This window comes from Methylomonas sp. BW4-1 (genome assembly GCF_052474385.1).
Genome location: NZ_CP184125.1, coordinates 1,847,723 through 1,860,816, shown reverse-complemented (window position 1 = coordinate 1,860,816; position 13,094 = coordinate 1,847,723). Strand labels below are relative to the sequence as shown.

The window sequence follows — 13,094 nt, the reverse complement described above, 5'->3', positions numbered from 1 at the left end:
TCGCTAGACTGCAATGGCGCTCAGGCTGAAATTTTTAATCTTGTGCGGCTTTACGCTGGCCGCGTATCTGGCGGCGATCAGCCGCGAACAGAGTCTGCCTTGGCTGCTGGCTGCATTGCTCAGCGCCGCCTTGTTGACCGGCATGCTCTGGCCGCATTGGTTGCTGCAACGCTTATCGGTGCGGCGGGTCGGACCGCAACGGGCGTTGGAAGGTGAAACCATCGTGTTTCGGGTCGACGTACAAAATCGCGGCTGGCTGCCGCGCTTCATGGTGGAGTTGGTCGACCGCTTGCCTTTCGTCAATGCCGCAGAACAGGGCGCCAACGACGGTGACAAATTGCTGGGCAGCGTCGCTTACGTGCCGGGCCGCGGCGCGCGTAGTTTCGACGTACCCTTGCTGTGCGAAAAGCGCGGTTTTTATAAACTGGGGCCGATGGGCTTGGCGTCCAGCTTTCCATTGGGCTTGGCTGAGGCGCGCAGCCGCGCCGATCGTTCCCGGCAAACCCTGACCATTTATCCGAAGGTTTTTCCCATCCTATCACTGCCGCTGTTCGGCGCACCCAGCCAAATTCACCGCGGTGGTTATTGTCTGCCGGAAGGCGCCGGTGCGGCGGAATTCTCCGGCCTGCGCGAATACCGGCGCGGCGACAATCCTCGGCATATCCATTGGCCGACTACGGCGCGCTTGAATGAGTTGATGGTCAAGGAGTTCGAACCTTTGGCGTCGGCCTGCATCTGCATCGCCCTGGATTTGGCCAAGGACGCCAATATCGGCCGCGGCAAGCACAGTACCCTGGAATACGCGATACGCATCGCCGCCTCCGTGGCGGCTTATGCCTGTAGCCAGAATATGCACAGCCGCGTGTTGGCTGATGCCGCACAGCCTTTGCGGATTTTGTCCGGCAAGGGCGATTTTCATTTTCAAGCCATCCTGGATGCGCTGGCTGTCGCGGAGGCCGACGGCGACACGCCGTATGCCAAATTGCTGACCGAAATTGCGTTGAATTGCATACGCGGCGAAACGGTCGTGCTGTTATTGGCGGAGCCGCCGCACCGCCATGCCGAAACCCTGCAGGCGCTGGCTTTGCTGCGGGCCAAAGGCGTGAATTTGTTCGCGGTATTGTTTGAACGTGACAGCTTTCTAAACGCAGCCAGTTGGACCCGTCGCGACACTAGCGACCGGACATTGAACGCCGGTTTACTGGAATTGGGTGCGCATTGCGTTACGGTTCGGCGAGGCGATGACTTAACGGCGCTGTTTAACCGATGACCGCCTCGCCGCTGAGTTTTCCAGTCTATGTGGGATTGTTTCTAGCGCAATGGCTGGCCGTCGCCTGCAATGCGTTTTTGGATATTGAATACGGCAGCTTTGCGCGGGAAATGCTGTTCTGGGCTATTGTCTTCGGCGGCACGTCCATTGTCGGCTGGCGGCAAATCCACTGGCTTTCGGGAGCAGGCAAGGTTTGGCAAAAGGCGGTGTTGTTTATCGGTTTCTTGCTGTTCGTATTGGTATTTATGCCGATTTGGGGTATGCCGCGCGCCGGGTTGTATCTATTGGCGATGTTGCAGGCTTCCTACAATTGCGTAACCACCGGCCGGCGCGAGATGAATCTGGGGTTGTTGGTGTCGCTGGCGATAGTATTGTTTGCCGCCTCGCATTACCGCGCCGACTGGACCATGTTGTTTTATCTAGCGCCTTATATCGTGTCGGTGGTGTTTTGTCTGGTTGCCGAGCAAGTCCAGCGGCGCGGCGCGGACTTGCAGCGTTTGAGTCTGGGTCGGCCCAGCAGCCAAGGGCAGGGCGCGGCCATTTTGGCGGCCACCGCCGCCATCGTGCTGATCGGTGGCGGGCTTTATCTGATAACGCCGCAAATCAACTGGCCTTATCTGGAGTGGCGTTTCGGCCAGGTCAGCTTGCAAAATCCCGGCGGTGATATAGAACAAGCCGGCAGCGGCGGCCAAACCGGTTCCGGTCAACCAGCCGAAAAAGCGGGTGGCGAGCAACAACAAGCTGCGGGTGGAGGAGAGGGCACGGGCCAACAATGGCAGGCCGGCAACCGCTGGCCGAGCCCGGCGGACATGCGTACGGCCGCTAAGCGAGTCAATATGCCGGCCTGGCAGGCGGCGGCGATCAACCGCATTGCCGACCTTAGCGAATCGGCGCAACAAGCTTTGGTACCGGCTGTGGCGGTGATTTTCGACTGGTGGGAGTGGTTGAAACAATGGCTGCGCGAGCACTGGCTGGCGGCGTTATTGGGTTTGCTGGCATTGATTCTATTGGCTATTTTCCTGGCGTTCGGAGCTTTGTTGCGGGAAATCCCATGGATACTTTGGCTAATAACGCAATGGGACTATCTACGTTTGGGTGTGATCGGTCGCCATACTGGGGGCGAAACCGCTGCCCGCCAGTATTACCGGGCGATGTCTCGCTTGTTTGCATTGCACGACGTGCCGCGCGCCGATACCGCCAACACCCGCGAATATCTGGCGCAAATCAGTCGTCGGCATCGCGATGCGCGGCGCAGTGCGGCGGAAATCACCGGTTTGTTCGAAGCGGCCCGTTACGGCGATAAACCGTTAGCGGACGCGCATATTCGGCGCATGCGGCAGTTGTACCGCACAATTTATCGTCAACTTTAATACGGCCAGTGCCATTGATCGTCTTCCGGCCGGTCTATGCCGTGCTCGTAAGCGTAGTTGCGGCAATCGATTTGCCGGTCACGCAGTTTTTCCTTGACGTGGGCACCGGATACTTGCAAAGCCGGAATCCGATCTATCGCATCGATTGCCAGGCTGAAACGGTCGGTTTCGTTTTGAATGGCTAGTTCCAGCGGGGTGTTGATGCTGCCTTTTTCCTTGTAGCCGCGCACATGCAGATTACTATGGTTATGGCGCCGATAGGCCAGTCTATGGATCAGCCAAGGATAGCCATGGAAGTTAAATATTACCGGTTTGTCGACGGTAAACAGGCTATCGAAATCCCGATCCGACAGACCGTGCGGATGCTCGCTGGCGGGCACTAGCTTGTACAAATCCACCACGTTGATAAAACGAATTTTCAATTGGGGAAAGTGCTCGCGCAACAAGACCACTGCAGCCAAGGCTTCCTTGGTGGGAATGTCGCCGGCGCTGGCCATCACCAGATCGGGCTCGGCACCATCGTCATTACTGGCCCATTCCCAAATACCGATGCCTTTGGTGCAATGTTTGATAGCCGCGTCCATATCCAGATACTGCAGATGTTTTTGTTTGTCGCAAACGATCACGTTGATGTAGTCGGTGCTTTGCAAACAATGGCTGGCAACAGACAGCAGGCAGTTAACATCGGGCGGTAAATAGATGCGCGTTACCGACGGGCTTTTGTTGACGACCAAGTCCAAAAAGCCGGGGTCTTGATGCGTAAAGCCATTGTGATCCTGCCGCCAGACCGTGGAAGTAATCAGCAAATTCAATGATGACACCGGCGCCCGCCAGGACACGGCCTTGGACATCGCCAGCCACTTGGCGTGTTGATTGAACATGGAATCGATGACGTGTACAAAGGCTTCGTACGACGAAAAAAAGCCGTGGCGACCGGTTAATAAATAGCCTTCCAGCCAACCTTCCAGGGTATGTTCAGAGAGCATTTCCATCACCCGGCCATCGGTCGCCAGTTCGCCGCCGTCGGCATCTTCCGGCAGATAATCCGCCAGCCAGGTTTTCTTGCTGGCTTTGTAAACATCATCCAGTTTGTTGGAGCTGTTTTCGTCGGGACCGAATACCCGAAAGTTGTGCATATTGGCGTTCATGATGTCGCGCAAAAACTTGCCCAGCGGCCGGGTATTTTCCGCCGACACTTTACCGTGGCCGTTCAACGCCAAGGCATAATCTTGAAAATCCGGCATCCGTAAAGCCTTACGCAACAGACCACCGTTGGCATGTGGGTTCGCGCTCATCCGCCGGCTGCCTTGTGGAGCCAGGGCTTTTAATTCGGGAATCAGCTTGCCATTCTCATCGAACAATTCTTCCGGTTTGTAACTGTGCAGCCAGTCAGACAATAATTGCATATGCGCCGGGTTGTCTTTCACGCCGGCCAGCGGTACTTGATGGGAGCGCCAAAAGGCTTCCACTTTATGCCCATCCACGTCTTTCGGCCCGGTCCAGCCTTTCGGGCTGCGTAAGATAATCATCGGCCAATGCGGCCGGGTAGGGATGCCGCTTGTGCGGGCATCTTGCTGGATCCGCCGAATCTCCAGCACGCAAGTTTCCAGTACGCCAGCCATCAGTTGATGCACGGTGTCCGGATCGCTGCCTTCCACGAAATACGGCGTGTAGCCGTAGCCGCGAAACAGTTGTTCCAGCTCTTCATGAGGAATCCGTGATAATAAGGTCGGATTGTTGATCTTGTAACCGTTTAGATGCAGGATGGGCAGCACCGCGCCGTCGCGGATCGGATTCAGGAATTTATTCGAATGCCAGGATGTAGCGAGCGGCCCGGTTTCGGCTTCGCCGTCGCCGACCACCACCGCCACCAGCAAATCCGGATTGTCGTAAGCGGCGCCATAAGCATGGGAAATGCTGTAACCCAACTCGCCGCCTTCATGGATAGAGCCCGGCGTCTCCGGGGTGCAGTGGCTGCCGATGCCACCTGGGAACGAAAATTCTTTAAAAAACTGCAATAGGCCTTCTTCGTCTTCGCCTTTGTTTGGGTAGATTTCCGCGTAAGTGCCTTCCAAATACACTGGCGCCAACACCCCCGGCGCACCGTGGCCAGGGCCAGCCAGAAATATCGCGTTAAGGTCGTATTGTTTGATCAGCCGGTTGAGATGGATGTAGATAAAGCTCAAGCCGGGACTGGAACCCCAGTGGCCGAGCAGCCGGTTTTTGATGTGGTCCGGTTTCAGCGGTTCTTTTAATAAAGGGTTATCGCGCAGATAAATCATGCCGGCCGCTAAATAATTGCAGGCTCGCCAATAGGCGTTGATGCCTTTTAGTTCTTCTTTGCTCAGTGGTGAGATAACCGCTGGTAAAGCTGTTTCCAGTGTCGTCATGCGCTAACTCCTTTGTTGACCAGAACGTGTTTCCGCGCTACCAGAACGGCGTGGAAATTCCTGGATTAGTGTAGTGTATGCTTGTGCAATTCAAAAATAGCGAATTACCGATAAAATTTGGCATCGTGGCATTGGTCGGATACAGCACTTAAACCGGAACAATGCTCGCCAATGATCGAAAAGCGTATTTTCGCAATCCATATAATTTGACATAATATACATTATGCGAATTTATTGCCATCTGTAGTTATTCGGTAAACTAATATTGTGATGCCTATGGGATGATGTGCTATATTGCAACTTAATGAGAACAATTATTAATTAGTTTGCATGTCGACATATCTTAAAGCGCTGGCGACTGGCGATACAGGCCGTATAGTTGGATTCGATCAATCGGGTGGCGTTTATCGCAAGAAGTTGTTGGCCATGGGTTTAACGCCAGGCACTGAATTTACAATTACGCGATTTGCACCGATGGGCGATCCGGTTGAAATCAAAATTCGCGGCTTTTCGTTGTCGCTGCGTAAAAACGAGGCCTCCGTCTTACTTATAGAAAAAATATGAGTATGGATTTTACTGTTGGCGTGGTTGGTAACCCAAATTGCGGAAAAACCACACTGTTCAATGCACTGACCGGCTCCAGGCAACACGTCGGCAATTGGCCTGGTGTGACTGTTGAACAAAAAACCGGCGAATACGCGCACCAAGGCAAACAGATAAGTCTGGTCGATCTACCCGGCACTTATTCACTAGAAGCCGATGACGACAGTATCTCCCTGGACGAAAAAGTCGCGCGCGATTACGTCGCTTCCCGCCAAGCTGATTTAATCATTAACATCGTCGATGCCTCCAATATAGAACGAAACCTATATCTAACCTCGCAATTGATAGAAATGCGGGTACCGATGATATTGGTCCTGAACATGATGGATGCGGTAAAAAAGCGCGGCATAAAAATCGATATCGAACTGCTTGCCAAGCAAATGGCTTGCCCGGTAGTACCGGTTACCGCTGCTACGGGCTCTGGTATTAAGGAATTACGCGACCTTATCAATAAAGCTAGCCTCAGCAAGCCCATTCCCGCATTACAAGTCAATTACCATCCAGCTATAGAAAAAGCTGTCAGTCAATTGCAGCCTCTATTGGCTCAGCAATCTGTCGATTTAGTTTGTGACAGCCGCTGGCTTGCCTTGCGCTTACTTGAAAATGATACCTTGGCAAAACAACTTGCCGGCCCTGAACTACAAAAAATTGCAGAACAATTGCGCGCGGATATCGAAGCGCAAACTCAAGATGAAATCGACATACTCGCGGCCGACGCGCGCTACGGTTTGGTTAATCAACTGGTACAAACCAGCGTCTGCAAACTTAACGAGGTTTCCCGCAGCGCCACCGATAAAATCGACAGTGTGGTGTTAAATCGATTTTTGGGTATTCCGATTTTCTTGTTGGTGATGTATGCCATGTTCATGTTTACCATCAACATCGGCAGTGCTTTCGTTGACTTTTTCGACAAAGCGGTCGGTGCGTTACTGGTGGACGGTTTAAGCGAACTATTAACTGGCATGAATTGGCCTGCTTGGCTGGTGGTGTTGATCAGCAGCGGCATCGGCGGCGGTATTCAAGTGGTGTCTACCTTTATCCCCATTGTCGGCTTTTTATTCATATTTTTATCGATGCTGGAAGATTCCGGCTACATGTCCAGAGCTGCATTTGTAATGGACCGGTTCATGTGCATCATCGGCCTGCCCGGCAAATCGTTTGTGCCGATGATCGTCGGTTTTGGCTGCAATGTACCGGCCATTATCGCGACCCGGACGCTGGATAATCAGCGTGACCGGGTATTGACCAATTTGATGAATCCGTTCATGTCCTGCGGCGCCCGCCTGCCCGTTTATGCCTTGTTTGCTGCGGCCTTTTTCCCGGTTGGCGGCCAGAATCTGGTGTTTGGTTTGTATTTATTCGGGATTGTGGTGGCGGTGTTGACCGGTTTAATCATGCGTCACACCTTGCTGCGCGGCTCCCCTACTCCTTTTTTGATGGAACTACCCGCTTACCATTTGCCCACTTTGCAAGGTGTCTACACCAAAACCTGGGAACGCTTGAAAACCTTTATCTTCAACGCAGGCAAAGTCATCGTGCCTATGGTACTGGTGTTAAATGTATTAAATTCTTTGGGTACGGACGGTAGTTTCGGACAGGAAAATAGCGATAAATCAGTACTAAGCGAAATCGGCCGCGCATTGACACCTGTATTCCACCCCATGGGTATCGCCCACGATAACTGGCCGGCGACCGTCGGCATCTTTACCGGCGTGTTGGCTAAGGAAGCCGTAGTCGGGACGTTGGATGCGTTGTACAGTCAAATGGCCGTTTCCGATCATACCGCAGAAGAAAAAAGCTTTGATTTACAGCAAGCCCTGTTAGAGGCTTGTCAAACGGTACCGGACAACCTGACGGCCATTGCCGACAAGCTGCTGGACCCATTGGGATTGAGCATAGCCAACATATCCGATCAGGCTGCGGCAGCGGAACAGCAGCAAGTCAAACTCGATACTTTCGGCGTCATGCAAGCCCATTTTGATGGTCAGATCGGTGCCTTCGCCTATTTGCTGTTTATATTATTGTATGCGCCCTGCGTAGCCGCCACTGCGGCAATATACAAAGAAACCAACGGCAGCTGGGCTTTATTCGTGGTGTGCTGGACGACTTTTGTGGCTTACTTGACCGCCACCCTCTTCTATCAAGGCATGACCTATGCACAACATCCGCATTCCGCTATTGGCTGGATATTGGCATTAACGCTTATCTTTGCCGGAGTACTATTCCTGTTGCGATTTTACGGCGTGCGCCAAACCAGCGGAGTCACGCAATGATATTGTCCGACTTACGCAGCTATTTGCAGGAAAAACGCCGGGTAACCTTGAGCGATCTTGTGTTGCATTTTCATATGGATGCCGATGCCTTGCGCGGCATGCTGGGTAAGTGGATCAACAAAGGCAAAGTACGATTAAGCCCAGTCGGCGCTTCCTGCGGCACCAGCTGCTGCAAATGTGATCCGGCTTTGACAGAGATATATGAATGGGTGGATTAGTATAGCGAGGCTTATTAAACAAACGCCTCGCTAAACTGAAGCGGTTTATTTGGCTTCCGCCAACCAACCCTGTAGCGCGTCGATTAACTCTTGCGCTTGTTTTTCGCTGGAAATATTGAATTTGGATTTTTGCTGATATTCGCCGTTGCGTTTTTGATAGCGGCGAATGCTAAATCTATCCTGGCTATATTGATTTTTAGCCGGTTCCCAATCCTGATAACGGTAAATGACCGTCGCCCAAGCGCCCTTGCTCAGGATTTTTTTGTCCAGTTCTTTGACAGTTTCAACGCCGCCGTCTTCGTAACTAATGGTTAAATCTTCAACGGTTTCAGCCATATATTTCTCAATGAGGTTAGCAACGGCGCGCAGTCTACCATACATGCGCGACCATCAAAATGCCGAATCACCTAGCGCGCAATGAACTCGCCAAAAGCACGACTGCCCTCCCCCGTTTTAATCGTGTTTACCACTTTCAGGGTTTTAGCGTCGATGACGGACACATTATTGTCAAACCAGTTGGCAACATAGACGTTCTGGTCGTCCGGATGCGTGCTGATGCCTTCCGGCTTATCGCCGACTGCGACCACGTCAATTTGCTTATATGTGGTGGTATCAACGACCGATACGGTACTATCGTCCTGATTAGTAACAAACAGCAGGCTATCGTTCAACGCCAGTGCAACCGCATACGGCCTGGCGCCAACCTTGATGGTAGCCAAACGCTTTAGACTGCGGGCGTCCAAAACAGTCACATTGTCACTTTCCACATTAGCGGAATACAAACGCTTACCCTGACTATCCACCGCTATGCCAAACGGATGCGCGCCGACTTTGGTGGTATTACGGATAGTCAGTTTGCTTAAATCGATTTGCGAAATCGAATCGTCGATACGATTGGCAACATACAGCCAGCGATTGTCCGGACTGACCGTCATGCCAGACGGCGATTTGCCGACGGTAATGGTTTTGATCTTCGCAAAATTTTTGGTATCGAAAACCGTCACCGAGTTTTCATACCAATCGGCGACAAATACCTGCTCGCCCTTTCTGTCCGCGGTGATTCCCAGCGAAGCGCCGCCGACCTTAACCTTGGTTAATTTAGTAAGTTTTTCGCTATCCAAAACCGCAAAACCGCCACCTTCCGGGGTGCTGATATATACCTGTTTCTTCGTCTGATTCAGCGCAACGCCTGCCGGCTTACCTTCCACTTTGATCGTTTCAATGACCTGTTGGCTTTTGGTATCGATAACCGATACCGAATTATCCAACTGATTGGTAATAAAAGCGCGTGAATCAGCGCTAACGCCAGATGAGAATGCACCGAGCAATGAAAAAACCAACAACGAATATCTGATGCGCATGGTGAGAATGACAGGAATGGGGGGCGAGGGTTCTCGGCGCGAATGACCGAGAACCAGATAAGAACAACTTAGCGTTTAATGTCGATCTCAACCGCGGCGGAAACTGAGCCTACTTTTTTGGCAATCGCTTCCAGACCGGTTTTAAGAACATTGCTAACCGCTTTATCGGCAGTTTCTTCGTTCAATTCGGCTGGTGGGTTGTTGTTGACATAGGCACGGTAATAAGTGGCCACCCACTCGATTTCGGCTTTTCCGCCTTTGTCGTTCACGGACAATTCTGCCGCATAGTTACCCACTGGCAATACTGGCAGCGGCTCGTCTTGACCGGCGTGTTTAATGGTGCCGGTTGAGCTCATATCGGTGATTTTGTACTTGTAAGAGAATTTCGCTGCGTCATAGGCTTTTAATTCTTCTGTGATGGTACCGTTCGCCAAAGTCAACACGCGGATAGCGCCTTTATTATTGGTGCCGTCGCCTTTCACGCTTTTAATGCCTGGGTGCCAAGACATATCATCGTAGTTCTTGATCAAATCCCACACTTTGGCCGCTGGGGCATCAACAGTGATGGTGGCTGTCATTTTTGCTCTGACCGGACCATGAGCATGGGCAAAACCGGCGAACAAAAATAAAACGGTTGAAACGAGCAACGAGGTTTTTTTCATAACACTTTCCTATGATGGACACATAAAATGGAGCGGGCGATTATAAAATAAAATCCGTCCGCAAGTATTCGCAAAAGCATGTTTGCGGAAATTTTCCCGACTCTGCCATCCTACCCGCACGTATTTAATGACTACAGCTACTTTTTTCTGGCACGATTACGAGACCTTCGGCATCGACCCGCAACGTGATCAGCCCTGCCAATTTGCCGGCATCCGCACGGACATGGATTTCAATATCATCGGCCAGCCCGTCATGGCCTACTGCCAGCCCGCCGACGATTACTTGCCACACCCCGAAGCCTGCCTGATTACCGGTATTACTCCGCAATTGGCCGCCGACAAAGGCGTTTGCGAAGCGGCGTTTGCCGCCATTATCACTCAGCAACTCGCCGAACCCGGTACCTGCGGCGTCGGTTACAACAGCATCCGTTTCGACGATGAAGTGACTCGCAACCTGCTTTACCGGAATTTTTACGATCCCTATGCGCGCGAATGGCAAAACGGCAACTCGCGCTGGGATATTATCGACTTAGTGCGCGCCGCCAAAGCCTTGAGACCGGAAGGCATCGAGTGGCCGGTTAATGCCGACGGTGTTGCCTGCTTTAAATTGGAAGAACTCACCAAGGCTAACGGTATCGCCCATGAAGCTGCCCATGATGCGTTATCGGATGTGTATGCAACCATCGCAATGGCTAAATTAATCAGGGAGCGGCAGCCAAAACTATTCAACTATTTACTGAACAATCGTTATAAAAACACTGCGCTAAACCTATTGCAACTCGGCAGCTTTACTCCCTTAGTTCATGTCTCCGGTCGATTTTCGGCGCGGAATAATAGCTTGGCGGTGATCTTGCCTCTGGCGCAGCATCCTAGCAATAACAACGAAATCATCGTTTACGACCTTTCGGTCGATCCGGCCCCCTTGCTTGAATTAAGTGCAGAAGAAATTCAGCAGCGGCTATTTGTTGCCAGCGACGCGCTGCCGGAAGGCGTTGCCAGAATCCCCTTAAAAACCGTACATATCAACAAAGCCCCGGTATTGGCACCTTTGTCGGTGATACGCCCAGCCGATGCCGAACGGTTGCAACTGGATTTAGGCAGATGCGAAGCAAATTTGCAGCGGATTCAGACTGCGCCACCTTTAGCGGAAAAGCTGTCGCAAGTATTTACCCGTCAATATCAAGATTCACCTAAGGATCCTGATTTGATGATTTACAGCGGCGGATTTTTCAGCAACAGCGACAAAGCGATGATGACGCGAATCAGGCAAGCAAAACCCGAGAAACTATCTGACTTTGCTGCCGATTTCGATGATGTCCGTTTACCAGAAATGCTGTTTCGCTATCGCGCTCGGAATTATCCGATTACCCTATCCAGAGAAGACGCCCAGCTCTGGCAGCAATATTGTCGCGACAAACTAAACGGTGTACTTGGGAATGGCGGGCTGACGCTGGATCAGTTCACTGCCAAAATTGCGCTGATGCGGGAGGAGCCCAATGCAAATCAAGCGATACTGAACGAGCTGGCGGTCTACGCGGAAGATCGACGCTTAAAATTTTCGAATTGAGGTTTTTGCCGATTTAAAAGCCGGCAGATTGTTTCAGGAATAAGGCGCTTTTAGCGTTATGCCGTATAATGCAAACCATTTGAGTAAATTTCGACCGAGGCATCATGAGCATTACCCTGTCTAACCGCGTAAAAGCGGTCAAACCGTCCCCTACCCTGGCTATTACCGCCCGTGCTGCCGCGATGCGTGCTGCCGGCAAAGATATTATCGGTCTGGGTGCCGGCGAGCCGGACTTTGATACGCCGGACCATATTAAAGCCGCCGCCATTAAAGCCATTCACTCCGGGTTTACCAAATACACCGCAGTAGACGGTACCGCCGGCTTAAAAAAAGCCGTTATCGCTAAGTTCAAACGCGACAATGGCCTGGATTACCAAGCCAACCAAATCCTGGTGTCCTGCGGCGGCAAACAAAGTTTTTTCAATCTGGCCCAGGCACTACTGAATCCCGGCGACGAAGTGATCATCCCTGCCCCATACTGGGTATCCTACCCGGATATGGTACTTCTGGCGGATGGCGTCCCCGTGATAATAGAAGCCGGTCAAGCGCAAAATTTTAAAATCACCCCGGCACAACTGCGCGCAGCCATCACCCCCAAAACCCGCCTATTGGTCATTAACAGTCCGTCCAACCCCACCGGAGCGGCTTATAGCCTGGCGGAATTAAAAGCGCTGGGCGACGTGTTAATGGATTTTCCAGAGGTGTTGATCGCTACCGACGACATGTACGAGTTGATTCTCTGGAACAAAGGGGAATTCGTCAACATCCTTAACGCCCACCCCGGCTTTTATGATCGCACCATCGTCTTAAACGGCGTATCCAAAGCTTATTCGATGACGGGCTGGCGGATCGGCTATGCAGCAGGGCCAGCACCGTTGATCGAAGCGATGTGCATCATTCAGTCACAAAGCACCTCCAACCCCACATCGATCTCGCAAGTAGCCGCCGAAGAAGCCCTGAATGGTGATCAAGGCTGCATAGACACGATGATGGTGGAATTTAAAAAGCGTCACGATTATGTGGTCGCCGAACTCAACAGCATTGATGGCATTGAATGCTTGCCCACCGACGGCACCTTTTACGTGTTCCCCAATGTGGAAAAACTGCTGAGCAGACTGGACGGTATCAACGACGATCTGGAATTTGCCGAATACTTAATCGAAAAAGCCGGCGTGGCCCTAGTGCCAGGCTCAGCATTCGGCTGCCCTGGCCACATTAGAATCTCTATTGCCACCAGCATGACCAATCTGGAAAATGCCTTACTCAGAATCAAACAAGCGGTTTAAGGCCTATTAGGATTTGCCATCGCGAACGAATAAACCGACATTAATTTGCCATTTTTCAATTGACAAATTTAATCAATGCTATAGAATTCGCGGC

General features: G+C 51.9%; 11 protein-coding genes. 7 read left to right on the top strand and 4 right to left on the bottom strand.

The features are described from left to right. Window positions 1-13 precede the first annotated feature (13 nt). A complete protein-coding gene (locus ACH5Y9_RS08590; protein ID WP_445369290.1) occupies window positions 14-1,270 on the top strand; it encodes a DUF58 domain-containing protein in 1,257 nt (418 codons plus the stop codon). Next, entirely contained in the window at window positions 1,267-2,640 is a 1,374-nt protein-coding gene (locus ACH5Y9_RS08585) for a DUF4129 domain-containing protein (protein WP_445369289.1), read from the top strand. Before ACH5Y9_RS08590 ends, ACH5Y9_RS08585 begins: the two co-directional genes overlap by 4 nt. Here the strand turns inward: ACH5Y9_RS08585 and ACH5Y9_RS08580 are convergent. Beyond that, window positions 2,637-5,030, bottom strand: coding sequence for a phosphoketolase family protein (locus ACH5Y9_RS08580; protein ID WP_445369288.1), 2,394 nt, complete (start codon window positions 5,028-5,030; stop codon window positions 2,637-2,639). The genes ACH5Y9_RS08585 and ACH5Y9_RS08580 overlap by 4 nt on opposite strands. 330 nt (window positions 5,031-5,360) lie before the next feature. On the opposite strand from ACH5Y9_RS08580, the gene ACH5Y9_RS08575 reads away from it, so the two are divergent. From ACH5Y9_RS08575 to ACH5Y9_RS08565, 3 genes are read left to right on the top strand one after another with little or no spacing between them, the layout of a single operon-like run. Continuing rightward, complete coding sequence (locus tag ACH5Y9_RS08575; RefSeq protein ID WP_033156249.1) at window positions 5,361-5,594, top strand: FeoA family protein; 234 nt, start codon at window positions 5,361-5,363, stop codon at window positions 5,592-5,594. Next, window positions 5,591-7,906, top strand: a complete 2,316-nt coding sequence (gene feoB, locus ACH5Y9_RS08570) for a Fe(2+) transporter permease subunit FeoB (protein ID WP_445369287.1) — start codon at window positions 5,591-5,593, stop codon at window positions 7,904-7,906. The genes ACH5Y9_RS08575 and feoB overlap by 4 nt, the downstream gene beginning before the upstream one ends. Continuing rightward, complete coding sequence (locus ACH5Y9_RS08565) at window positions 7,903-8,124, top strand: FeoC-like transcriptional regulator (protein WP_033156247.1); 222 nt, start codon at window positions 7,903-7,905, stop codon at window positions 8,122-8,124. Before feoB ends, ACH5Y9_RS08565 begins: the two co-directional genes overlap by 4 nt. Before the next feature lie 45 nt (window positions 8,125-8,169). Here ACH5Y9_RS08565 and ACH5Y9_RS08560 read toward each other — a convergent pair whose 3' ends face one another. The 3 genes from ACH5Y9_RS08560 to ACH5Y9_RS08550 form a co-directional block, all read right to left on the bottom strand. Then, window positions 8,170-8,460 (bottom strand): hypothetical protein, encoded by a 291-nt coding sequence (locus ACH5Y9_RS08560; protein WP_101052361.1) that lies wholly within the window; start codon window positions 8,458-8,460, stop codon window positions 8,170-8,172. Between the two features lie 71 nt (window positions 8,461-8,531). After that, window positions 8,532-9,485, bottom strand: coding sequence for a YVTN family beta-propeller repeat protein (locus ACH5Y9_RS08555; RefSeq protein WP_445369286.1), 954 nt, complete (start codon window positions 9,483-9,485; stop codon window positions 8,532-8,534). Between the two features lie 68 nt (window positions 9,486-9,553). After that, entirely contained in the window at window positions 9,554-10,147 is a 594-nt protein-coding gene (locus ACH5Y9_RS08550; protein WP_445369285.1) for an SRPBCC family protein, read from the bottom strand. A gap of 127 nt (window positions 10,148-10,274) precedes the next feature. Between ACH5Y9_RS08550 and sbcB the strand changes: the two genes are divergently transcribed. Both sbcB and ACH5Y9_RS08540 read left to right on the top strand, forming a co-directional pair. Continuing rightward, window positions 10,275-11,714, top strand: a complete 1,440-nt coding sequence (sbcB, locus tag ACH5Y9_RS08545) for an exodeoxyribonuclease I (protein ID WP_445369284.1) — start codon at window positions 10,275-10,277, stop codon at window positions 11,712-11,714. A gap of 104 nt (window positions 11,715-11,818) precedes the next feature. Continuing rightward, window positions 11,819-13,000: a pyridoxal phosphate-dependent aminotransferase gene (locus tag ACH5Y9_RS08540; protein ID WP_445369283.1), complete on the top strand. Its 1,182-nt coding sequence runs from the start codon at window positions 11,819-11,821 to the stop codon at window positions 12,998-13,000. Window positions 13,001-13,094: the final 94 nt, after the last annotated feature.